At 39.6% G+C, this 22977-nt stretch carries 22 protein-coding genes; 19 read left to right on the top strand and 3 right to left on the bottom strand.

All coding sequences use genetic code 11. From position 1 onward, the window contains the following. The first annotated feature begins 3 nt into the window (after positions 1 to 3). The 7 genes from fliD to BM097_RS04885 all read left to right on the top strand — a co-directional run bounded on the left by fliD (position 4) and on the right by BM097_RS04885 (position 9112). Positions 4 to 2142: a flagellar filament capping protein FliD gene (gene fliD, locus BM097_RS04915; RefSeq protein ID WP_090546495.1), complete on the top strand. Its 2139-nt coding sequence runs from the start codon at positions 4 to 6 to the stop codon at positions 2140 to 2142. A gap of 52 nt (positions 2143 to 2194) precedes the next feature. After that, positions 2195 to 2605, top strand: coding sequence for a flagellar export chaperone FliS (gene fliS / locus BM097_RS04910; protein WP_090546493.1), 411 nt, complete (start codon positions 2195 to 2197; stop codon positions 2603 to 2605). 288 nt (positions 2606 to 2893) lie between these two features. Further along, positions 2894 to 3376 (top strand): hypothetical protein, encoded by a 483-nt coding sequence (locus BM097_RS04905; protein ID WP_090546491.1) that lies wholly within the window; start codon positions 2894 to 2896, stop codon positions 3374 to 3376. Positions 3377 to 3714: 338 nt separating this feature from the next. After that, on the top strand, positions 3715 to 5307 hold the full coding sequence (locus tag BM097_RS04900) for a flagellin N-terminal helical domain-containing protein (RefSeq protein ID WP_090546489.1): 1593 nt from the start codon (positions 3715 to 3717) through the stop codon (positions 5305 to 5307). A 194-nt stretch (positions 5308 to 5501) separates the two neighbouring features. After that, positions 5502 to 5999, top strand: a complete 498-nt coding sequence (locus BM097_RS04895) for a hypothetical protein (protein WP_090546487.1) — start codon at positions 5502 to 5504, stop codon at positions 5997 to 5999. A 64-nt stretch (positions 6000 to 6063) separates the two neighbouring features. Then, positions 6064 to 7929 carry a glycosyltransferase gene (locus BM097_RS04890; RefSeq protein ID WP_090546485.1) on the top strand — a complete coding sequence of 622 codons (1866 nt, stop codon included), beginning with the start codon at positions 6064 to 6066 and terminating at the stop codon, positions 7927 to 7929. Positions 7930 to 7951: 22 nt separating this feature from the next. Then, the gene (locus BM097_RS04885; protein ID WP_090546483.1) at positions 7952 to 9112 is read left to right on the top strand and encodes a glycosyltransferase family protein; all 1161 of its coding nucleotides are present in this window, start codon (positions 7952 to 7954) and stop codon (positions 9110 to 9112) included. 151 nt (positions 9113 to 9263) lie between these two features. Here the strand turns inward: BM097_RS04885 and BM097_RS04880 are convergent, their stop codons facing one another. The 3 genes from BM097_RS04880 to BM097_RS04870 form a co-directional block, all read right to left on the bottom strand. Beyond that, positions 9264 to 10541, bottom strand: a complete 1278-nt coding sequence (locus BM097_RS04880) for a hypothetical protein (RefSeq protein ID WP_090546481.1) — start codon at positions 10539 to 10541, stop codon at positions 9264 to 9266. 194 nt (positions 10542 to 10735) lie between these two features. Next, positions 10736 to 11266, bottom strand: coding sequence for a serine O-acetyltransferase (locus BM097_RS16840; protein WP_090546479.1), 531 nt, complete (start codon positions 11264 to 11266; stop codon positions 10736 to 10738). Positions 11267 to 11268: 2 nt separating this feature from the next. Beyond that, complete coding sequence (locus BM097_RS04870) at positions 11269 to 12624, bottom strand: ABC transporter substrate-binding protein (protein ID WP_090546477.1); 1356 nt, start codon at positions 12622 to 12624, stop codon at positions 11269 to 11271. A 73-nt stretch (positions 12625 to 12697) separates the two neighbouring features. On the opposite strand from BM097_RS04870, the gene BM097_RS17030 reads away from it, so the two are divergent. The 12 genes from BM097_RS17030 to BM097_RS04815 form a co-directional block, all read left to right on the top strand. Then, positions 12698 to 12865 carry a double zinc ribbon domain-containing protein gene (locus BM097_RS17030; RefSeq protein WP_443197882.1) on the top strand — a complete coding sequence of 56 codons (168 nt, stop codon included), beginning with the start codon at positions 12698 to 12700 and terminating at the stop codon, positions 12863 to 12865. 9 nt (positions 12866 to 12874) lie between these two features. Next, positions 12875 to 13426 carry a ComF family protein gene (locus BM097_RS04865; RefSeq protein ID WP_090546475.1) on the top strand — a complete coding sequence of 184 codons (552 nt, stop codon included), beginning with the start codon at positions 12875 to 12877 and terminating at the stop codon, positions 13424 to 13426. A gap of 23 nt (positions 13427 to 13449) precedes the next feature. After that, positions 13450 to 13863 (top strand): flagellar protein, encoded by a 414-nt coding sequence (locus BM097_RS04860; RefSeq protein WP_090546473.1) that lies wholly within the window; start codon positions 13450 to 13452, stop codon positions 13861 to 13863. 147 nt (positions 13864 to 14010) lie between these two features. After that, positions 14011 to 14454 carry a hypothetical protein gene (locus BM097_RS04855; RefSeq protein ID WP_090546471.1) on the top strand — a complete coding sequence of 148 codons (444 nt, stop codon included), beginning with the start codon at positions 14011 to 14013 and terminating at the stop codon, positions 14452 to 14454. Positions 14455 to 14457: 3 nt separating this feature from the next. Continuing rightward, a complete protein-coding gene (locus BM097_RS04850; protein WP_090546469.1) occupies positions 14458 to 15369 on the top strand; it encodes a hypothetical protein in 912 nt (303 codons plus the stop codon). Positions 15370 to 15400: 31 nt separating this feature from the next. Beyond that, positions 15401 to 16267, top strand: a complete 867-nt coding sequence (cdaA, locus tag BM097_RS04845) for a diadenylate cyclase CdaA (protein WP_242944659.1) — start codon at positions 15401 to 15403, stop codon at positions 16265 to 16267. A 1-nt stretch (position 16268) separates the two neighbouring features. After that, positions 16269 to 17534 carry a CdaR family protein gene (locus BM097_RS04840; protein WP_090546468.1) on the top strand — a complete coding sequence of 422 codons (1266 nt, stop codon included), beginning with the start codon at positions 16269 to 16271 and terminating at the stop codon, positions 17532 to 17534. A gap of 1 nt (position 17535) precedes the next feature. Continuing rightward, positions 17536 to 18885 carry a phosphoglucosamine mutase gene (gene glmM, locus BM097_RS04835; RefSeq protein ID WP_090546466.1) on the top strand — a complete coding sequence of 450 codons (1350 nt, stop codon included), beginning with the start codon at positions 17536 to 17538 and terminating at the stop codon, positions 18883 to 18885. Between the two features lie 109 nt (positions 18886 to 18994). Continuing rightward, on the top strand, positions 18995 to 19261 hold the full coding sequence (locus tag BM097_RS04830; protein WP_090546463.1) for an HPr family phosphocarrier protein: 267 nt from the start codon (positions 18995 to 18997) through the stop codon (positions 19259 to 19261). Between the two features lie 234 nt (positions 19262 to 19495). Next, on the top strand, positions 19496 to 21184 hold the full coding sequence (leuA, locus tag BM097_RS04825) for a 2-isopropylmalate synthase (protein WP_090546461.1): 1689 nt from the start codon (positions 19496 to 19498) through the stop codon (positions 21182 to 21184). Between the two features lie 15 nt (positions 21185 to 21199). Continuing rightward, positions 21200 to 22060: a dTDP-4-dehydrorhamnose reductase gene (rfbD, locus tag BM097_RS04820; RefSeq protein ID WP_090546459.1), complete on the top strand. Its 861-nt coding sequence runs from the start codon at positions 21200 to 21202 to the stop codon at positions 22058 to 22060. Positions 22061 to 22306: 246 nt separating this feature from the next. Then, positions 22307 to 22977, top strand: a 671-nt coding sequence (locus BM097_RS04815) for a dTDP-glucose 4,6-dehydratase (protein ID WP_143084956.1), incomplete at its 3' end; no start/stop codon positions are given.

Below are 22977 nucleotides of genomic sequence, written 5' to 3'. Positions count from 1 at the left end.
AGTATGCCTATTAGATTATCGGGCTTGGCATCTGGTCTCGACACCGAGGCTATTGTAGGTGCCCTTGTATCTGCCTATAGTTTTAAAAAGGACAAATATGTCAAGGCTCAGACAAAGCTTTCCTGGAAGCAGGATGCCTGGAAGAGCTTAAATAGTAAGGTTTATAAGCTTTACACTGATGTGGGTAACATGCGTTACTCTTCAAATTATGCCATCAAAAAGACATCTGCAAGTGATAATACTAAGGCAAAGATTACTGCAAGCGGAAAAGCAATTATTGGAACACAGACCTTAGAGATTAAGCAGCTTGCAAAGACAGCCTTCGTTACAGGTGGAAAGTTGGACAATTCGGTTAAAGGTGAGACAAAGCTTTCCGAGTTGGGATTTAACACTAATGCATCGACAGGTGATGCAAGTATACAGATTAGAACAGGAACATCCACAACCAATATTATTGTTGATAAGAGTACAACAGTAGATGAATTTGTAAATAAGCTAAACGGAGCAGGCATACAGGCTAGTTTTGACCAGGAGAATCATCGTATATTCTTAAGTGGAAAAAAGCCAGGTTTAGATGGCAATTTCGATGTTACTGCAAATAATGATAAGGGCTTTGAAGCTCTGACAAAACTGGGATTGCTTTCTGATTCAGAGGTAACAAGATTAACTGATGAGGCGGCTCAGAAGTTTTTAAATAAGACCTTTAAATTCACACTGGACGGTGAAGGTGAGACAGAGCAGCATTTGTCCAGAACCGAGGATGGCTTTAAGAATTTGTTACAGTTAATTAAGGCATCAAAGGCTGATCTTACAAGTGAGGACGAAGAAACTCGCACATCGGCAGAGCAGACTGTAGGCGAGGGTGGAACATATTATAAGATAGCCAAATATCTTGAAGAAAATGAAGAATATGCGGTAGACTGGGCAAACATTACAGAAGAGCAGATGGATACAATTGCAGCAAAAATGTATGAATCAGCCAGCTATGATGTTTATGCCAAGGACGAGAATGCCACCGATATAATTAGGGCAGTCAACCAAATCAGAGATGCGTATATTACCTTAAATTCAGAAAACTCAACAGATGAAGAGCGAGCAAATGCCCAGATGGCACTAGAAAATAATAAGGCATATAAGGAATATATTGAGGCAACGTTTGGCTCAAAGGATTCTGAAGATAGTGATAGTTACGTTCAGTTCTGGACTCAGAGCGATAATAAGGAACTGATGGAAAGTGTTGGCTACCATATAAGCATGGTTGGTGCCATAACTTATGAAAATCTTGAGTTGACGCCCAATGCAAAGAAGGTGGAAGGTCAGGATGCCATTATGATTTTAAATAATGAAACCTACACCTCCAACTCAAATTCACTTACAGTAAATGGCCTTACAATAGAAGCATTTGCAGAAACTACAGAAGCTATAAATATCACTGTATCAAATGATACTGATGGTTTGTATGATAAGATAAAGGATTTCCTAACATCTTATAATTCTTTGATTAACGAAATGCAAAAATTATATAATGCAGATTCGGCAAAGGATTACGAGCCACTTACAGATGATGAAAAGGCTGAAATGTCTGAAACAGAAATTGAAAAGTGGGAGCAGAAGATTAAGGATTCCTTGTTAAGACGTGATACTAACCTTAGCTCACTTATCTCCACATTTACCATGGGAATGATGAAGACCTATGAGATAAATGGAGAAAGATATAATTGGGCCAAATTTGGTGTTGGTACCCTTGGAACAATCTATGCAGAAAAAAATGAGAACTACGCTTATCACATCAATGGTGATTCAGAGGATTCTGCAACATCAGGCCGTGAGGATAAGCTAAGAGCAGCCATAGCAAAGGATCCAGATTCAGTTATCGAATTTATGAAACAGCTGACGACGGATTTGTATGGCGAGCTGGATAAGAAGATGAAGTCTACAACTGTTCGTTCCGTATACACGGTATACAATGACAAGGAAATGGCTTCAGAATACTCTAATTATTCAGATTTGATCAAGACCTGGACAGATAGAGTTAAGGATATGGAAGATTCTTACTATAAGAAGTTTGCCGCAATGGAAAAAGCATTGGCTACCTTGCAGGGCAATTCTTCATCAATTTCATCTCTACTTGGCGGTGGTTGATAATTGTAAGTAATAGGCGAAACGATAAAAGGATTTACAAGGGGGCATTAATATGACACCAATGAACGGATACGATGCTTATGCAAAAAACAGAATACTTACAGCTAGTCCAGCAGAGTTGACATTGATGCTGTACGAAGGAGCCATCAAATTTTGTAACATAGCAATTGTAGCTTGTGAAAATCACGATATTGAAAAGGCTCACATTAATATTCGCAAGACAGATAGAATAATAGAAGAGTTTGAAATTACTCTCGATGAAAAATATCCAGTGGCAAAAGATTTCCATGCAGTGTATAGTTATCTTAGGAGCTGCTTGAGACATGCCATGATAACCAAGGAGCCAGACGAATTGGAAGAGGTGCTAAAGCACCTGCGTACAATGCGCGACACTTGGAAGGATGTAATGAAGCTCACCGCCAACGGCAAAAAGGTGGATGGGCAAACAAACATAGCAGGTTAATTTACGTAGCCCCTCAGTTGAGGGGCTATAGTTATGTAGGCTGTGTGCACTGGTTACGGTAACAATCATTTATATACACCGTCGCGAGAGTGGCTCCTTGTGTATATAAATAATTGTTACCTACCAGTGTTCGTTACATTTTTAGATGAGTCCTCGTAGTAAACAATCTATTATTTTACTAAAGGGAAGCATTCTAAGCTGACCGTAGTAATATAATGATTGTCTGCGTAATGAATACGGACTAGGACTAGAACTAGGACTATGATAAAGATTAGGGGGTACGAGTAGATGGAAAATATGGATTATGTTGTGATGCTTAGGGAATCGCTAGAGAAGAAAGCTGATGTGCTTAGGGTGCTTACTATTAGGAATAAGGAGCAGGAGGCAATTCTTAAGAATCCTAATTCTACTCCAGATGATTTGGAGAAGAATATGAATATGAAGGCAGAGCTAATCGAGCGAATCGTAATGCTTGATGATGGCTTTGAACAATTATTTAATAGGGTGAAGGATATTATCGAGGCAGATAGGGAAACTTATGCAGATGAGATTCGCTTGATGCAGGATTTAATAAAAAAGGTTACGGCACTTACTGCTGATGTGGAAGCGTCGGAATATAGAAATAAAGAGTATGCCAAAACCAGATTTGCAAACATAAAAAAAGAGGCACGTGAAATCAAAAAATCATCTGATGTAGTTTCATCATATTATAGGCACATGATGAGCCCTCAGACCACTGCAGACCCTGCATTTGTGGATAAAAAGAAGTAAAAAATAGCAAAATATACAAAAAAATTGTTATAAAATTTAACAAAAATAAAAGTCGCAAAAACCCAGTAAAATCAAGGGTTTAGCGACTTTTTTATTATGCCCCAAAAATTACAAAAGTGGAATAAAAATAAAAATTTTTGGCAAAAAGGGTAAAGTTTTGAGAAAGAGTCTCGATAAATAAGGTGTAAGGAACAATTCACACATATATTTTACCTTACAAAATCGAATTCGAATCTTAATTTAAATTTAATAACCAGGCCAGACACGGATGTTGGGCTATCAAAAAAACGGATTTAGATGCTAAAAGGAATTAGCAGAATCTCATGGAGGAATTAACTATGGTAGTACAACACAATATGCAGGCAGCAAATGCTTCAAGAACATTGAACATTACGACAGCATCTCAGTCGAAGTCTACAGAGAAACTTTCATCTGGATTTAAAATCAATCGTGCAGCAGATGATGCAGCAGGACTTTCAATTTCTGAGAAGATGAGAAAGCAGATCCGAGGTCTTAGCCAGGCTTCTACAAACGCATCTGACGGTGTATCTTCAGTACAGACAGCTGAAGGTGCCCTCACAGAAGTTCACGACATGCTTCAGAGAATGAACGAATTGGCAGTACAGGCAGCCAACGGTACAAACTCAGAGTCAGACCGTGATGATATCCAGAACGAAATTACACAGCTTTCTCAGGAAATCGATCGTATCGCATCTACAACAAAGTTCAACGAGACATTCTTATTAAAGGGTGATATCGGACTTAAGAAGATGTATATTGATGCTCATGATGCAGGTCTTGAAGGCACACTCGTACAGAACTCTACAAGAGCTACATTTACAATGGAATCTCTTGAAGCTGGTGAGAAGTATAGAATCGGTGGAACACAGTACACAATCGGTGCTAAAACAAATGCAGAAGTAGCAAAGGCACTTAAGTTTACTGAAGACATGTACGATGAAACTAAGGCAGATGACCCTGAGGATGGTTGGAATCTTACAGCTGGTGATACAATTTCTATCGATGGAAAAACATACACAATTATTTCTGGAACTGCAAGTGATGTTGCAAATGCCAAGGTTACAAATGGTTATCTTCATAATCTAATCGTAGCAGGCTCTACACTTAAATATAATGGTAATGAAGTATCAAGATTCTCAGATACATACGATCCAGATACTGGTATTGATAAAGCTAATGCAACACTTATCAGAGCAACAGCAGCTTACAATATGGTAGCTATCGAGCTTAAGGCAGCATCTTCAGTAGGTGCTACAGATGGTGCAGCAGATGTTGATAAATGGGCAACGCAGGCAAAAATCGATGCACTTAAGAATCAGGATCCACCAAAGTCAACAGTTGGAATGCATTCAACAGACGATGCAGACCCTGACAATCCTTGGGAAAAGGATGGCGCATACTATTGGAAGCCAAACAACATTACACAGAGAGTTGGTGGTGAAGATCAGCCAGCAACAACAATCAGCTTCTCAATCAATAAAGGCCATGTAAACGTACAGAATGCACTTACACTTAACCTTCATGTTGGTGCTGACGCAGCAATGTCAAACAAGATTAACGTTTCTATCGAGGCTATGAACTCTAAGTCAATCGGTATTAACGGTATCAACGTATCAGACGCAACTGGTAAGGCAGCTACATACGCAATCGATGCTATCGCAGATGCAATCCAGAGAGTATCAGCACAGCGTGCAGAACTTGGTGCTATCCAGAACCGACTAGAGCACTCTATCAAGAACCTCGACAACGTAGTTGAGAATACAGAAGCAGCTGAGTCTCGTATCCGTGATACAGATATGGCAGACCAGATGGTTGAGTACTCTAAGAATAACATCCTCCAGCAGGCAGGTCAGTCAATGCTTGCTCAGGCAAATCAGGCTACACAGGGTGTTATGAACTTACTCCAGTAATCCTAAGATTGATACCATAAAATAATCTCCCCACCTCGATTAAGAGGTGGGGAAATTACTAAAAAGAACAAATAATTAAATAATTAACAATGACAACAGCTCTTACATACTTAGCCTTCCCCTTGAGGGGAAGGGGGACCACGAAGTGGTGGATGAGGTGGTAAGATTCACATAATAGAAATGAGGTAAGGCTTATGGCATATTTTACAAGAAGCAAGATGTTAACAATGGTTTTAGAGCTCTACACAGCCAACCACAGATTTGAGAATGGAGCAACTGGCAATGATTCAGCAGACTTACAAGTACTAATCGGATGTCAGCAGAAAGCCTTAGTTTTAGGAGAATACCTCGAATCCATGGGAATGGATTACTCAGATATCGTAGAAAAGTTTGAAAACTACTGCAATATGATTTACGATATAAGTGAGAACTTAAAAGACACAGAATTAATCGTACAGCACTCAGATAAAATCGCTTGGGTGTTAAGCGAAATTATACAGGATATAGAAAACAGAATAATAGAAATTAGAAGTATTGATGTATATGACTTTAGAGGACTTGTAGATGCCCCAGGGGAGAAGAAAATCGTGGCAAACGAAATCAACAGATTGATTGATAGTTGCCTGGGCAAGGTGGAAGGCCTCACAGAAGGAGAGGAAATGTACAGACCACTCATTATTGGAACATACTAAAAAGATTATAGTAAGGCTCGTCGAAGGACGAGCCTTTTAGCAATTAAAGGGGAAGGAAGAGGGTATGAATAATAAACCAAAGACAAAGCTTCTTACAATTGGACTATTGTGTTGCGGCAGGGCAGAAACAACAGAGCGCTGCCTTAAATCCTTGATGCCAATCAGAGAAGCAATCGATTCTGAAATTCAGGTGGTAGATACAGGCTGCAGCCCTGAAACCAGAGCTATCGTGGAAAAGTATGCAGATGAAGTCTTTGAGTTTGAATGGTGCAACGATTTCGCTAAGGCAAGAAACTTCCAGCTTGATCAGGCAAACGGAAAAATGTTTTTATTTATAGATGATGATGAATGGTTTTTGGATACCACAAATATCATCAAATTTTTCAAGGAAGATGATTGCTTGACCTATAATATAGGCGGCTATTTCCAAAGGAACTATCTGGATTTTGAAGCCATTGAATATCAGGATGTGGGGGTTGTAAGAATGTGCGCAGTCACCCCAGAGACCGTATTCATCGGCAAGGTTCACGAATATATCGAGCCAGCCTTTGGTAACGCAATGTTTTTAGACGCCAGAGCAGGTCATTTTGGATATATCTACAAAAATGCCGAGGATAATAGAAGACATTCAATGCGAAATATTCCTTTATTAAAGGATATGATGGTAGAACAGCCAAACAATCTGCGTTGGCCATTCCAGCTGGCCCAGGAGTATAGAGCTATCGAAGAGTATGAGGACCTACTGTCAATTTGTCAGGAGGGGTACAAGAAGTCCTTTGAAATAGACGAAAGCGATTCCATCAGGTACCGCGCCACCTTCGTAGTAGGAATGGCGATAGCCATGACGGATTTAAAGAAATGGGATGAGCTTTTAGAGCTGTATAACAAGCAAATGTCTTCTGATGAAATCATGGAGATACCAAAAGCAAAGCTCACATTATATGCGGCCCGTATCATGTTTATGAAGGAAATGAATGATGAATGCGTGAAGGCATCTAATTATTATTTGAAGATATACGAAAAGCATAAAGATGATGAGGGCATGGTATTCTTACAGGGCGGTATTTTTATAAACGATGTATTCGACGATAACTACGTAGAATCTATATATGCCTATTTAATGAGCTGTGGCCTGAGAAACAACGATTATGGTCCACTGGTTCACTATTACAGAAGACTATCCTGGAATAGTCCCGTACTTCGCCTTAACAGAGGCTTTTTAGTAGAGATTCTTTCGAAATCTTCTGAACTTGGTCCAAAAAAGGAGCTAAGGGATGTACTGGAAAAATTCTTTATTCGCCCAGGCTCAAGAGATGCAATCGAAAACGAAATAGATATCCATGCAGATAAGCTTGATATTACAGATTTAGAAAATCTGAAGGCGGCTTTTGCGGAAACCAAGGGCAAAAAGGAAATGGATTTATTCCTTGAGGTGCGCCTGATGGAGCACAGGCTAAATGAAGCTGAGGATTTTGGAACATATTCTAATATATTGGATGATTTAATCAAATATGCCCAGACTGTATTGCTTTGGCACAAGACTCACCTAGAGTGGATGGAGCCACAAGCCGAGACAGAAAAAGTCTATCGTGAAGTCCTTGTGGCAGAGGATATTCTTCGTTTCACCGAGCTTGAAGATACAGACATAACAGGAGCTATGAATGCCATCAAGGATGCCATGGAGCGAAGACCTTTGATGGATAAGCCACTTTTAGCATTGCTGCAGCAGTACAGTGTCTACCAAAAGATTCAACTGGCAAAACGTACACAACCTGATAAATTTAAAGAAATGTACAACCTGGAGGAAGCTCTCCTTGGCCAAATTGCAGAGCTTGATTCTACCGGCCACACCAAAGAGGCAATCGCAACATATCGTCAACTGATAAACCTACTACAAACAGCATTTGGAGTAGATACATTGCATCTATAAATTTTACGATGATACTATAGTTATGAGAAAAATATTAATGTATCGCTGGAAGGCGTATAACTACATGGATATAAAATTTAGCTTTGAGAAGCTAGGCTATGAGGTTGAGGAGGTTTATCAGGACCTTCTTAATTATGATGTGGACGAGGAGTTTGCCGAGAAGCTTCGTGGAATAATTAAAGGGGATAGCTTTGAATTTGTTTTTAACGTAAATTATTTTCCGCTGATCTCCAACGTGTGTCAGGAATGTGGCATTTTGTACGTGTGCTGGAGCTGCGATAATCCACTGATTTCTATGTATCACAAGTCGGTGTTTAATGATGTGAACCGTATCTTTCTTTTTGATCTTACCAATGTGGAAGAATTCAAGGGGATGGGTGTGGAGCATGTTTACCATTTGCCGCTGGCTGTAAATTGCGAGAGACTTGACTACCTTTTTGCTAATTCTAAAGATGAAGACATATATCGCAACGACATTAGCTTTGTAGGCTCTTTGTATGAGAAGAATTCCTACGATAAGATGGAGTATACCTTGCCAGATTATTTGCGAGGTTATTTCGAGGCCCTTATGGAAGCCCAACGTGATCTACAGGGCGTAAATATCGTTGATAGGATGTTGACTCCTGATATTCTCATGGAGCTGGAAAACTATTTTAAGCTTGATAAATCTGAAGATTCATTGTCAGATTTGAATCTTATATTTTCGGTTACTACCCTTGGATTTAAAATAGCGGAAAAGCAAAGACGACGAATACTAATAGATCTTTCCAAGAATCATGATGTAAGTGTATATACCAATTCGAAAACAGATGATTTGCTGAGAGTAAAAAATAGGGGAAGCATAGATTACTGGAGAGAAATGCCCCAGGTATTTAAGAATTCCAAAATCAATCTAAATATTACTATTCCAAATATTAAAAGCGGCGTTCCACTACGTGTGTACGATATATTAGGTGCAGGCGGCTTCTGCCTGACAAACTTCCAGGCCGAGCTTCCAATGCAATTCGAAAACGCAAACCACTTGGTCTGGTACTACTCCAACCAGGATCTATACGAAAAAACTACCTACTACCTAACCCACGACACCGAGAGAAATGAAATTGCAACTAACGGCCGAATCTACGTGGAAAATTACTGCACCTACGAAAAGAGATTAAAAGAATTATTAAAAGCTATAAAATAAGCAAAAAATAAGCAACACACATAGTCTAGGCAAGCGCGAGCAGGAGGGCCCCATGTAGTTAAGGAGGGACCCCGAAGGGGAGGTTCCCTTGACTGCAATGGGAGGTGGCCTGCGGGAGCATGAAAAACTACGCGTGTTGCGTAAGATTTATTTACAAGCCGTAATTCACCATCATTCCAGAATAAGCACTGGTAGCATAAGGCGCCGACAATGTCTTTCCTGGATTTTTGTACTCAACTATTGCCTTATCCACATAGGCCATCGGATTAATGGAGGCCTTCTGTGCAGCCTTACTGATGGAATTTTTAAGTTCGTTAAGTGTATTAAATGCAGTCCTGCTGTTTTCACTGTTAACAGTATCAGCTAATGCTTCTTTATCTAAGGTTAGATGCCCAAGTTCATCAGAAGTGATTCCCACCTGGTTCAATTTATCAGCCTGATTATTTGCAATGGAAGAAATCTCATTAAAAAGTGTTCTGTTTTGATGAGCTCCATTGTATTTAAGGCCGATATCAATCATTCCATTGTAGCTGTCTAGTAGCTGATTGATGCCACGGGAAAGTGCTTCTGTATCCTGCATAAGTCCTACCTGTACAGGACCATCAGAAAGTGACTTAAGTGTAAGCTCAAACATCTTGTTTACAGTAAAGGTGTTTGAAAGGGATTGATGCTCATTGCCATTAAGCTTAAAGCTGGAATTTGATGGCAATTGTGTTACCTTATCTATTCCAAGAGTGTTCAGCTCACGCCATGAAATAGAGGAAGAAATACTAAATAGAAGATTATCCTCTGGCTCATGTCCAGTAGCTTTTGAAGATATTTGAATAGCCTTGGAATTAGCTTTTTCGTCCGATATAAGGTTAGCGTTTAATCCAACATCTGAAGTATTAAGTAAACGTACAATTTTACTGAGGACGTTAAGATTGTTCTCTCCATCGTTGACATTAAACTGGAACTCGTATGAGTGATTCTTAATGTCTAAATCAAAGGAATACTGTCCCTGTTCAAAGTCATGTCCATCAATAGGAAGGAAGTTCCCTGTATTAATCTGAGGAACAGCTAAAGCGTCTACCTCAATTGAGAAAGGCTCTACATCAGCGTCATCATCGCCTACATACATAACGCCAATAGCATCAGGCTGAGAAGCTGATGCAATGCGCTTATCCATAATTGCAGAAATATCGTCCCCGGCAGAAGTAAGATTAGATACAGAAAGAGCCATAGAATTGGCGTGCTCTTTAATATCAATCGCAAACCGGCCCATATCCTCAGTGTCTTTTATCTTATACAGAGGAGAATCTTTATTGGCTTTGACTATTTTATTGTAGGTATCGCGTAATTCGCTTTTTTTGTGGGATTCATAACGATTGCCTATGTTGTCGCCATAGGTGGTCATGAAATAATTATACGCAGTATCTATGCGTGCCATTAGACGCCCCTCCTTTCTTCCTTGAAATATGGTGCCTTCGACAATCCTTTGTCTATGCCAGGGCAGAGAAACCTATACTTATAGTTATTATCATAATACCATAAGTCAAGTAATTTGAAAACCCCCTAGATTTGGTAACGTTGTCAGATAACTTTACCAAAATCTAGGGGGTTTAATGCTAAAACGAAATTTAATTATCGTGTGCGAAGAACTTTTGCAGGATTTCCTGCAACAATCGCATTAGGTGGAACGTCATGGGTAACCACTGCATTGGCGCCTATTATAGCACCTTTGCCTACGGTGATAGGTCCGATAACTGCGGCGCCTGCACCAATATTAACGTCATCCTCAATTACAGGGACGCCTTTATCATTTGTACCAATAACAATACCTTGGTGAATGGTAACATTCTTTCCAATTACTGCATCTGTATGAATCACGATACATGAAAAATGCTCAATGAGAAAGCCTGCCCCAATCTGAGGTATATGGCTTGGAATATCAATTCCATATTTAACAGATACCTTATGGAATTTGAGCCTGGTAAAAAAGGCTAGTGGCTTAAGATACTTGTGGCTGTTTTGATAGCAAAGCTTTCTGTACCAGCAGCTCCATTCGTAGCCAGGCTTCATTTTTTTAGTTTTGATTCTTCCTATCAAGGAAGTGTCTGTAGAATATCTTAAATAATCAGCTCTAAGTAAGGCTTTATATTCTTGTTTTGTCATAACTATTCTCCTGAGAAAGAATATCTGATAGTGTTGCTACCATAGGTATAAGTTGAAAGGAAATCGTTGAATTCATTAAAGGATTTAGGAAATTCCATATCAAACTTTTCGGCAATTTCGCCATTGTATAGCTTGACACATTCATCAGTGTCGCCATAACCAATTTTAATAGTAGTTATATCATCGCCGTTAAATACACGAACGGCTTTTTTACCAGCAGCATATCCTAAAGAATAAGGATCCATGAAAAGGGTTACCAAAGAGTTCTGCCCAATGCTAGTGTCACCAGCTACGGTAACAACGTCCTCTGATTTGGCTATATCACCAATAACATCCATTTGATCTGTAAGCATGCTTTCGAATGGAACGTATATTGCAGAACATTCGTTGCAGGCTTCTTTGATTCTGTCTTCAAGTGTAACTTCAATATCTGAATCAGAATTCTTAGCATCCTCATCGGATTTTTCATCGGTAGAAGCTTCTACTTCATCCTCGGACTGTTTAGCGATTACCTTTGGACCAGTCCAGAAATCTGAAATCAAAGCAACTCGTGTTGAGGATGGAGAGTTAAGACCGAAAAGTGGGTTATCTCCAAGGCTGACAACGTCATTGTCCATGCCCTCTTTAGCAGAAAAAGCTACATATTTACTAGGGCTAAGAGCAGTGGAGTTCTTTTCATCGCCTGTACTCTTAGCGGCTGTGTTGCTTGATGGGATTAAATATTCCTTCCAAGGTATACCAGCCTGATCTAGATAAGCTTCAAAAATTTCATTCTGATAAATAGCATCGGTATCCTCTGGTGAAAATAGAATACCAACAGTCTGTAAATCCTTTGTAGATTCAATCATAAGGGAAACCTGATCTACAATACTAGGCTTACTGCTTACGCCAGTGATATTGCGGCCGGTGGTTTTGTCCCAGGATTTACCGCCAAGGCTGGCAATACGTAGTGTGCCTTTAAAATCGATAATGTCTGTTGCAACAATAGGAATGGTATCTGTTGCATCAGCAGCAGCCTGTAGGGTAGATTTACCGGTGGTAAAAATCATATCCGCAGAGGATTTAACAGCATTAGCTGCGATAGTTTCACTTGGAGTTTCCTCAGTAGAGTAAGCTGTAGTGATTGTGAAGTGGTCTTCTCCAATATAATCAGTTAACGCATCTGAGAACCCCTGTAAAAGAATTTCATCCATGCTATTGTCTTTAGATAAAAGTGCTGATATATTATATGAATATGAATCCTCAGCGGATTCGTTTTTATTATCGCTTACAGGCTCGGACTTAGTCTTTGTGCCACATGCGGTGATAGATAGGCACATAGTCAGTGCCATCATTATACTTAATAATCTCTTTCTCATAATATTCCTTTCAAAGATTCAATTACTAAATAATAGTTTGTTATCCCAAATTAGTCAAATAGGAGTATTAATAATGAATCAATTTATCAAAGGTATTATAGCCTCTTGTATAGAGTTATTATACCCAAAACGATGTATTGCTTGTGATAAAGTTTTATTGAAAATAGAAAAAGAATCTGGATTTTGTAAAAGCTGCGCTAAAAAAATCAGGCTGATTGGCCCCAACTATTGTCTAACCTGAGGGATAGCAGTGAAGGAAAATGAGCAATACTGCATCACCTGCAAAACAGCTGGCCATAGCTTTGACCAGGCTAAATCAGTTTTTAGATATACAGGTGAAATGAAAAATGCCATGTATAGATTCAAGTATGGAAATCGAAGATGCTATGGTGATAAATTTGCAAATCACGCTATAAAAAATTATGGCAACTGGATTAAAGAAAAGCAAATCGATGTCATCATTCCTGTACCGATGTATGATAAGAAGAAAAAGAGACGTGGTTATAATCAGGCCGAGGTATTCGCCAATAGCCTAAGTAAGATAGCAGGGATACCTGTTGAAAGCGGATTTATTAGACGTAACACGGATACCGTGGCAATGAAACAGTTAAATCGCCTAAAAAGAAAGAAAAATCTGTTAAAAGCATTTACAATCATTAAAAATGATGTACAATTTAGAAAAGTGCTTATAGTTGATGATATTTACACAACTGGTTCAACTTTAGACGAAGTGGCCAGAGTTCTTAAGGATGGGGGAGTAAAGGAAGTTTATGGTCTTTGCATTTGTGCAGGGCAGCTATAATAGCTAAATAGGAGGTATTACCTATGGATGTACGTAATTGTAGAACTTGTGGCAGATTATTTAACTATATTGGAGGGCCGGCTAATATGTGTCCTGCCTGCCGTGAGGAAGTTGAAAAGAAGTTCCAAAAGGTAAAGGAGTATATTAGAGAGAATCCTAAGGCTTCAATTCAGCAAATTGCGGATGATAACGAGGTTTCTACAAATCAACTTCGTCAGTGGATTCGTGAAGAACGATTGCAGTTTACAGATGATTCCGACATTGGAATCGAATGTGAGAATTGTGGTGCTTCCATTAAAACAGGTAGATTCTGCGATAACTGTAAAAACAGTATGGCTAATAGCTTAAGCGAAGCTATCGAGAAGCCAAAGCCAGCACTTGAACAACCAAAGAAGAAACCGGATAGCAAGAACAAAATGCATTTCTTGGAAAAATAAAAATGTACTTATTCAAATACCTGCTAGCAAAAGCTAGTAGGTATTTCTTTTTACGCATGATTTATGCTATACTCATTCTGTATGATTAGGTAGAGTTTAAATAATTGCTCTAATTATACCCAATTACCTATTATAAGAGGTTAATCAATGATTAATGAAGAACGTGTAAAGCACATGACATCAATGGCTATATTTGAAAAAGAATATGGCTCAGATTATCAGCCAATGCTTCGCTATTCCAAGAAAGAGTATGTAGCTCTTCAGGGCTGGGGTGGATTTTTGGCAGGCACCATATTCTTTGGAATTATATATGTAGCAGTTGTTTTATATGTAGCTGGCAATGTGCTTGAAAATATCACTACAATGTATATACTACTTATGATATTGCTAGGGCTTTTAGCTTATTCTCTGTACATTATTGTTCATGTACACAACACTAGAAGAAGAGCTGCCAAGCATTATCGAAGAGGCCAAAGACTTATAAAAGAACTTGGCCTTAAATATTCAAAGCTGAACATGATGTATGAGGATGAGGTTCAGCAGACAAGACCTTTACTTGCTAGAAACAATGGAGATTTACTTGAGGATTAATTAATGAATGCATTTATTAGATTAAGAGATGACATACGTAAATTTATACTCTCCAGGGAGATGTTATTCATAAAAATATGGAGCGCAATCGTTGCTTTTGTTGGACTGATATGTATAAAGGTTAATTTTGGTTACAACAAAACTGTTAGCCAGACATGGCTTCTTATAGTTATTGCGTTATTATGCGCATTTTTCCCGATTCAAGGTGTATCTGTAGTATTAACAATCGTGCTACTACTTGATTTGCTTGAGCTTAGCACAGAAGCTGCTGTAGTTGCTCTTGCTTTAATAGTAGCATCCTACTTAGTGTGCGCTTATTTCCGAAGCAAGAATACCTATAATACAGTAGTAGTTCCAATCTGCTATTCCTTCCATTCGCCATTCGTTATCGCCTTGGGAGCAGGCTTGCTTTCTAGCATTAACGAGCTTTGTAGTGTTATTTGCGGCTCTGTAACAGCTTATTATCTTCATATTGTAAAAGATAATGCAGCTGCTATTATAGATGAAACATCAGATGTATCTGTTATTTCTCTCTTAAACGAGCAGATGCTTAAGGGAAGAATGTTCTATTTCTTCCTTGCAGCAATGACATCAATGTTTTTGATAGTTTATATGTTGCGTCAGTCCAAGATTAATATGTCTTGGATAGTGGCAAACTTAGCTGGTGTTGCTGTTGAATTTATTATTATGCTTACAGGCTATCTCCTCACCAGCCAAAAGACAGAAGTACCAGGACTTATGCTGGGAAATCTAATAGTAATTATCGTTGGTGTTCTTTTGAACTATTTCATTCTGGACTTGGATTATTCAAGAATCGAAAAGGTTCAGTTCGAAGATGATGATTATTACTATTATGTAACTGCTGTTCCAAAGATTAGAATTGCAGAAGAAGAAAAAGAAATTAAAAAAATATAGTTCCCAAAAAGGGTAGTAAGGAAGTGAATCTGTGGTTGATTTCGTGAATGCTGTAGATGCCTTCATCGATGATTATTTCAATGTAAATATTCCAGATGTTTCCATCACAGATGTTATTGAGATTGTCATAATTACATATTTTATGTATCACCTTTTAATATGGGTGAAAAACAGCAGGGTTTGGATGCTTATCAGAGGTGTCCTTATTATCATGCTGTTTTTTGTGATTGCAGCCATATTCCAGATGAACACCATTTTGTGGTTGGGTGAGAGATTTATCTCGGTTGCGGTAACAGTACTCATCGTAGTGTTCCAGCCAGAGCTTCGAAGAGCCCTAGAGCAAATCGGTCGTAGAAAAATCACATCAATGTTTTCTTGGAACCTACTAAAGACTGGTGCTAAGAAGTTCGATGATTCTACAATTACCGGAATGGTAACTGCCTGTTATGAAATGGGTGCAGTTAAAACTGGTGCACTTATTGTTGTTGAAAATGATATGCAGCTGACTGAATTCGAGAGAACAGGTATCAGCCTTGATGCTCTTGTAACCAGACAGCTTCTTATAAATATATTTGAAAAGAATACACCATTGCATGATGGTGCTGTTATCGTTAGAGGAGACAGAGTGGTTTCCGCTACCTGTTATTTACCTCTTTCAGATAACATGGCTTTATCTAAGGATCTTGGAACAAGACACAGAGCTGCTGTTGGTATCAGTGAGGTGTCTGATTCACTAACAATCGTTGTTTCTGAGGAAACAGGAAAGGTTTCCTACGCAAGAGAGGGACGAATTGTTAGAGATGTAAAAGAAGATGAGCTTATCGCTGAGCTTAAGAAGATTCAAAATCCGGATACAGAAGATGAAGCTGGCAATGGTATGACGGAAAAGGAGGGGTAGCATGAAGCAGAACATTATCAAAGCCCTCACCAAGGACGTCGGATTAAAAATATTAGCATTTATTTTTGCTTTTTTATTATGGCTTGTAGTGGTCAATATTGATGACCCAACTCAGACTAGAACCTTCACTTCTGTTGTTACAGTTACCAATGCGGATGTTCTTAAGAGCTCGGGCAAGCTATATGAAATAAAGGATGGAATTAACACGGTAAGCTTTAGAGTTACAGCAAAGCGTTCTATCATAGAAAAGCTTTCACCTTCAGATTTTTCTGCTGTAGCAGATATGAACAATCTGGAAAACGAGGAAAGAATTCCTGTAACTATTGCCGCAAAATCCTACGCTAATTACATCACTATTTCCAGCAAACAGAACTATTTATACGTAGTGCTGGAGGATGAAAAAACAGAAAGATTTGTTATCAGCGCTCAGACCACAGGTAAGATAGAAGAAGGCTTGGCGGTAGACTCAGTTACATGCAGTCCAACTGTACTTACAGTTACTGGTCCAGAGGCAGTGGTTTCAACCATTAATTCTGTTGTTGCTACAGCTAATATCTCAGGAGTAAGTACCAATTTTACAGAGAGTGTTATTCCTAAGTTTTATACAGAACGCGGAGACGAGGTAGATGCAAGAGAGCTTTCATTATCTGTATCTACTGTAAGCGTAAGCGTAGTTTTCTCTAATACAAAGGCCGTAGATGTAGTGGTAAAAACCAGCGGAACACTTCCAGAAGGTTTATCACTTGATTCTATAAAGACTGATCCATCATCAGTAATGATTATTGGTGAAGCAAGTGCTCTTAACGATGTCACAAGTATCACCATACCAGAGTCGGTAATCAACCTTTCAGATTTGACAGGTTCTTTCATCACCACGGTAGATATCAGTTCATATCTTCCTGCTGGAGTAACTTTGGCAGATAGCTCAAGCTCAAAGGTTACAATAACAGTTTTAATGGCAGGAGAGACATCATCTACTGTAAATGTTATTTCAGATAATATCGAATTAAGGAATATTCCTGACGGATTATCTGTAAAGCTTAATAGTAATGATATTAAGGTAAATGTATTCGGTACCGAATCAGTGCTTTCGGATTTGAATGCTAAGAATGTCAAAGGCTATGTAGATTGTTCTGGACTTACTGTTGGAGAATCGCAAAATGCTGTTTTACAGTTTGAAAATATTGAAGGAGTCACCATTCAAAACACATCGGTGACGGTAAATGTTGCAGAGAATGATTCATCTGCAGAAGATACAAAGGAGTAATATGGGAAGATTATTTGGAACAGACGGAGTCAGAGGAGTAGCTGGCTCAGAACTTACAATCGAGCTTGCTAAGCAGTTAGGACAGGCAGGCGCTTATGTACTTACAAAGGAAGCAAGTCATCAGCCTACAATTATCGTAGGTTGCGATACTAGAATCTCAGGAACAATGCTTGCATCAGCACTTATGAGCGGTATCTGCTCAGTTGGTGCAAATGCAGTATATGTAGGAGTACTTCCTACACCAGCTATCGCTTATCTTACACGTAAGCACAAGGTTGACGCTGGAGTTGTTATTTCAGCTAGCCACAATCCTATGGAATTCAACGGAATTAAGTTCTTCAATGGCGAAGGCTTCAAGCTTTCAGATGCATTAGAGGACGAGATTCAGGCTCTTATCGAAAACAACATGGCAGGTGTAAACCTTCCTACAGGTGCAGAAATTGGTAAGATAGATTACAGATTTGACCTTGGTAGAGAGTATGTTGATTTCTTAAAGAACACAGTACCTATGGATTTATCAGGACTTAAGATTGTTATCGACTGTGCAGAGGGCGCTTCTTACAGAACTAGCGTTGCATGCCTTTCAGAGATGGGCGCAGAGCTTATCACTATCCACAACAATCCTGATGGAACAAATATCAATTCAAACTGTGGAAGTACACACATGGACGAGCTTAAGGCAAGAGTTGTTGCCGAGAACGCTCAGGTTGGTTTAGCTTTTGATGGCGATGCCGACAGAATGCTTGCAGTAGATGAAAAGGGACACCTTGTTGATGGTGACCAGGTAATGGCTATCTGCTCAAAGCACATGAAGGATAAAGGAACACTTAAGAAGAATACATGCGTTGTTACTGTAATGACAAACCTTGGCTTCACACTAATGGCTAAGGAACAGGGAATCAACGTTGAAGCTACAAAAGTAGGCGATAGATATGTATTAGAGAATATGCTTGCAAATGGCTACAACATCGGTGGCGAGCAGAGTGGACACGTTATCTTCTTAGACGATAACACAACAGGTGATGGACTTTTATCAGCACTTCACCTTCTTCGCGTAATGGTAGAGACTGGCAAGTCACTTTCAGACCTTGCATCTATCATGGAAGTATTACCACAGGCTCTTGTAAATGCCAAGGTTCCAAATCATAAGAAGGAGAGCTACATGGAATATCCAGAGATTGCAAAGGCAATCGAAGCTCTTGAGGCAAAGTTTGCTGGTGAAGGCCGTGTACTCATTCGCCCATCAGGTACAGAACCACTTGTACGTGTAATGATTGAAGGCAAGAACCAGGAGGAAATCGAGGCCGACGCTCACGCACTCGCTGATTTGATTACTAAGACAATTTTATAAAGCATATTCAAATCCAGTTAACAATCTTTTTTGTTCTGTAAGGAACATCTAGTGACTGAAAGAAAAAATCGATTGTGAACGTAGGATTTGTTTCAGACTAGGATAAGATATGGTTTCAAAGAAAGTTAAAATAGCTAATGCAACAGGCTTGCATCTAAGACCAGCAGGGGTCTTGTGCGAGACTGCCATGAAATATAAAAGTAAGATTTGCTTTAACACAGACAATCACTACGAAGCCAACGCAAAATCAGTTCTAAGCGTCCTCGGCGCATGTGTAAAGTCTGGTGAAGAAATAGTCATCACCTGTGAAGGTGAAGACGAAGAGGAAGCCTTGGAAGATATCGTTTCTTCAATCGAGGGAGGACTCGGAGAATAGTTGTTACCAATCAGTTAATGTTTTTGTGACAATCCAATCACGGTATTGTTCCACAAATTCATATATAGACAAAAAGTAGCATGCTAAAAAAGGTAAAAATAGCTTGTAGCTATCAAGCATGAGTTTTGCTGTAGGAGACATCCCCGTCGACGAAAGCAAAAATCAGGCTTGAGAGCGTAACAAGCGAGAGAAAGTGTAGAAAGCATGCGAGATACAAGACTAGGAGGAAGAATAATGTTGAACTACAAGCGTTACAAAGCGAACCCAGTGTTACAGTTTCCAGAGCGTACATGGCCTAATAAGACAATCACCAAAGCTCCATTGTGGTGTTCTGTAGACCTACGTGATGGTAATCAAGCCCTCGTCGAACCTATGAATGTCGACGAAAAAATGGAACTATTTGACCTCCTACTAAAACTAGGCTTTAAAGAGATTGAAATTGGCTTTCCTGCAGCGAGCCAAATTGAGTATGACTTTTTAAGACAACTTGTTAAGGAAAATAAGATTCCTTCAGATGTAAAGGTACAGGTACTTTCACAGTGCCGCGAGGAATTAATCGACCGTACCTTTGAAGCAATTCAGGGAATTCCAAATGTTATTTTCCATATTTACAATTCAACATCTACCTTGCAGCGTGATGTAGTATTTAATTCTGACAAGGACGAAATAATCGAAATCGCCAAAGCTGGTACACAGATGGTGAAGGATAGACTTGATAGATACGATGGCAATCTTCAGCTTGAGTATTCCCCAGAATCTTTTACTGGTACTGAGGTGGAGTTTGCCCTTGATATTTGTACAGCGGTGCAGGATACCTGGGACCATGCAACAGATGCGCCAATTATTTTCAATTTGCCAGCAACTGTTGAAATGAATACACCTAATGTTTACGCTGATCAGATAGAATGGATGAGCACACATTTTAAGGATAGAGAAAACATCGTCCTTTCAATTCATCCACATAATGATAGAGGAACAGGCGTAGCTATTACGGAGCTTGGTCTTCTTGCAGGCGCAGACCGTGTGGAAGGAACACTTCTTGGAAACGGCGAGCGTACAGGTAATGTAGATATACTTACAATTGCTTACAATATGTTCTCACAGGGTGTTAACCCAGAGCTTAATCTTGAGGACATCAAGGAAATCGTAGAGATTTGTGAGCGAGTTACTAAAATGCCAACAGACGCAAGACACCCTTATGCAGGTGAGCTTGTGTTTACTGCATTCTCTGGCTCACACCAGGATGCTATAAATAAGGGCGTTGCGGCTATGAAGGAGCGCCAGAATATGTATTGGGAGGTTCCATATCTTCCAATCGACCCTGCAGATATTGGTAGAAAGTACGAGCCAGTGGTTCGTATCAACAGCCAGTCTGGAAAAGGTGGCGTTGCATTTGTTATGGATACTGTTTATGGATACAAGCTTCCAAAGAAGATGCAGCGTGAATTTGCTGATATTATTCAGCGTATCTCTGAAAGAGATGGTGGAGAGGTTACACCTCAGCGCATTATGGAAGCCTTCAAAAATGCATATCTTGAGAATAAGCAGCCACTTACACTTGAATATGTGGTTATCAAGGATGATAAGGAGACTGATGATACAGTTGCATTCCTTGATTTCTCATACAATGGAGAGCACTTCCATTCAGAGGCAGAAGGTAATGGACCTATCGATGCGGTTAAGCTTGCTATCAAGCAGTGTGTTCCAACTCTTGATTTCACACTTATTGATTATAGTGAGCACACACTTGCTCAGAGCCAGGGTTCTGGAGCAAAGGCGGCTGCATATATTGAGATGCGTGATGAGCGTCATGGCAACACAACCTTTGGTGTTGGTGTAAGCTCAAATATCACTCGTGCATCAATTCGCGGTATGTTTAGCGCGTATAATCGCCTAATTGCTAAGGCAAAGGATTATGTATAGAAGGAAGTATTAAAGATGAGAAAAATTTTGGTAACAGGCTGTAACGGTCAGCTTGGACGAGCCATCCAGAAAGAATATGGCAATGAGGTAGAATTTATTCTAACAGACGTTGTTGAGGGCGAGAAGATTTCTCCTCTTAACATTATGGATTTGGACGAGGTTCTAAATTTTGTTCAGGATAAAAAGCCTGATGTAATCATCAACTGCGCAGCAGCTACAAACGTAGATGGTTGTGAAAAGGACTGGGATTTTGCATATAAGCTTAATGCACTTGGCCCTAGAAACCTGGCTATTGCGGCTACAAAGGTTGGTGCCAAGCTTGTTCATGTTAGCACAGATTATGTTTTCCCTGGCAATGCAACAAAGCCTATCACAGAATTTGACCAGCCAGCGCCAATCAGTGCTTACGGCAAAACAAAATACGAAGGCGAGAAATTCGTTCAGCAGTTTGCTGATAAGTGGTTTATCGTTCGTACAGCATGGCTTTACGGCGATGGAAAGAACTTTGTTAAGACAATGCTTAGTCTTGCAGAGACACATGACGAGCTTTCAGTAGTATGTGACCAGCTTGGTTCACCTACATCAGCAGCAGAACTTGCTAGAATGATTCATCATCTTGAGCCTACAGACAACTATGGAATCTTCCACGGTACCTGTGAAGGTGATACAAACTGGGCGGATTTCACAGAGGAAATCTTCCGAATCAAGGGAATCAATGTAAAGGTTAATCACGTTACTAGTGAGGAATACAAAAAGATGAATCCTGCTAGCGCTGACAGACCACATTACAGCATCCTTGATAACTACATGCTACGTCTCACAACAGATTACCGCATGGCAGACTGGCACGACGCCCTCCGCGAGTACCTCGCGTAAATAACGTCAAGCCGTGTCTTAAACAATTACATCGTTAACTTTAATAATTCTTAAGAATTATTATTGAATAAATAGTTTATATTAATTACATGGGCTTTTCCTAGATTAGCTACAGATAGGTTGTAGCTATCAAGCATAAGAATTGCTGAAGGAGACATCCAGTCGACGAAAGCAATACTTAGGCTTGAGAGCGTAACAACCGGGAGAAAAAGTAAATTGGAAAAGCCCAGCATAAAGGAGAAAAATATGAGAACATATTTAGTAACTGGTGGAGCAGGCTTCATCGGAAGTAACTATATTCACTACATGTTTAAGAAGTACGATAACGAAATCAGAATTATCAACGTAGATAAGCTTACATACGCTGGAAATCTCGAGAACCTTAAGGATATCGAGAACCGCGATAACTATACATTTGTAAAGGCAGATATCTGCGATAAGGAAGCAATCCGAAAGGTATTTGCTGAGAACGATATCGATAGAGTTGTACATTTCGCTGCTGAGTCACACGTAGACCGTTCAATCAAGAATCCAGAGGTTTTCGTTCAGACAAACGTACTTGGTACAGCTGTAATGCTTAACTGTGCAAAGGAAGCATGGGAGCTTCCAGATGGTACATTCAAGGAAGGCAAGAAGTTCCTTCATGTATCTACAGACGAAGTTTACGGTTCTCTTCCAGACGATGACAACGCATTCTTCTATGAGACAACACCATACGATCCACATTCACCATACTCAGCTTCAAAGGCTAGTTCAGACATGCTTGTAAAGGCTTACATGGATACATACAAGTTCCCTGCAAACATTACAAACTGCTCTAACAACTATGGCCCTTACCAGTTCCCTGAGAAGCTTATTCCACTTATCATCAATAACGCACTTCAGGGCAAGGATCTTCCTGTTTACGGTGATGGTAA

Source organism: Pseudobutyrivibrio sp. OR37 (assembly GCF_900113655.1).
Taxonomy (GTDB): domain Bacteria; phylum Bacillota; class Clostridia; order Lachnospirales; family Lachnospiraceae; genus Pseudobutyrivibrio.
This window is presented reverse-complemented; position numbering and strand designations above follow the sequence as displayed.

Coding starts and splice junctions, on each gene's coding strand:
- fliD (WP_090546495.1), top strand. CDS start 4: ATGCCTATTAGATTATCGGGCTTGGCATCTGGTCTCGACACCGAGGCT.
- fliS (WP_090546493.1), top strand. CDS start 2,195: ATGACACCAATGAACGGATACGATGCTTATGCAAAAAACAGAATACTT.
- BM097_RS04905 (WP_090546491.1), top strand. CDS start 2,894: ATGGAAAATATGGATTATGTTGTGATGCTTAGGGAATCGCTAGAGAAG.
- BM097_RS04900 (WP_090546489.1), top strand. CDS start 3,715: ATGGTAGTACAACACAATATGCAGGCAGCAAATGCTTCAAGAACATTG.
- BM097_RS04895 (WP_090546487.1), top strand. CDS start 5,502: ATGGCATATTTTACAAGAAGCAAGATGTTAACAATGGTTTTAGAGCTC.
- BM097_RS04890 (WP_090546485.1), top strand. CDS start 6,064: ATGAATAATAAACCAAAGACAAAGCTTCTTACAATTGGACTATTGTGT.
- BM097_RS04885 (WP_090546483.1), top strand. CDS start 7,952: ATGAGAAAAATATTAATGTATCGCTGGAAGGCGTATAACTACATGGAT.
- BM097_RS04880 (WP_090546481.1), bottom strand. CDS start 10,541: ATGGCACGCATAGATACTGCGTATAATTATTTCATGACCACCTATGGC.
- BM097_RS16840 (WP_090546479.1), bottom strand. CDS start 11,266: ATGACAAAACAAGAATATAAAGCCTTACTTAGAGCTGATTATTTAAGA.
- BM097_RS04870 (WP_090546477.1), bottom strand. CDS start 12,624: ATGAGAAAGAGATTATTAAGTATAATGATGGCACTGACTATGTGCCTA.
- BM097_RS17030 (WP_443197882.1), top strand. CDS start 12,698: ATGAATCAATTTATCAAAGGTATTATAGCCTCTTGTATAGAGTTATTA.
- BM097_RS04860 (WP_090546473.1), top strand. CDS start 13,450: ATGGATGTACGTAATTGTAGAACTTGTGGCAGATTATTTAACTATATT.
- BM097_RS04855 (WP_090546471.1), top strand. CDS start 14,011: ATGATTAATGAAGAACGTGTAAAGCACATGACATCAATGGCTATATTT.
- BM097_RS04850 (WP_090546469.1), top strand. CDS start 14,458: ATGAATGCATTTATTAGATTAAGAGATGACATACGTAAATTTATACTC.
- BM097_RS04840 (WP_090546468.1), top strand. CDS start 16,269: ATGAAGCAGAACATTATCAAAGCCCTCACCAAGGACGTCGGATTAAAA.
- glmM (WP_090546466.1), top strand. CDS start 17,536: ATGGGAAGATTATTTGGAACAGACGGAGTCAGAGGAGTAGCTGGCTCA.
- BM097_RS04830 (WP_090546463.1), top strand. CDS start 18,995: ATGGTTTCAAAGAAAGTTAAAATAGCTAATGCAACAGGCTTGCATCTA.
- leuA (WP_090546461.1), top strand. CDS start 19,496: ATGTTGAACTACAAGCGTTACAAAGCGAACCCAGTGTTACAGTTTCCA.
- rfbD (WP_090546459.1), top strand. CDS start 21,200: ATGAGAAAAATTTTGGTAACAGGCTGTAACGGTCAGCTTGGACGAGCC.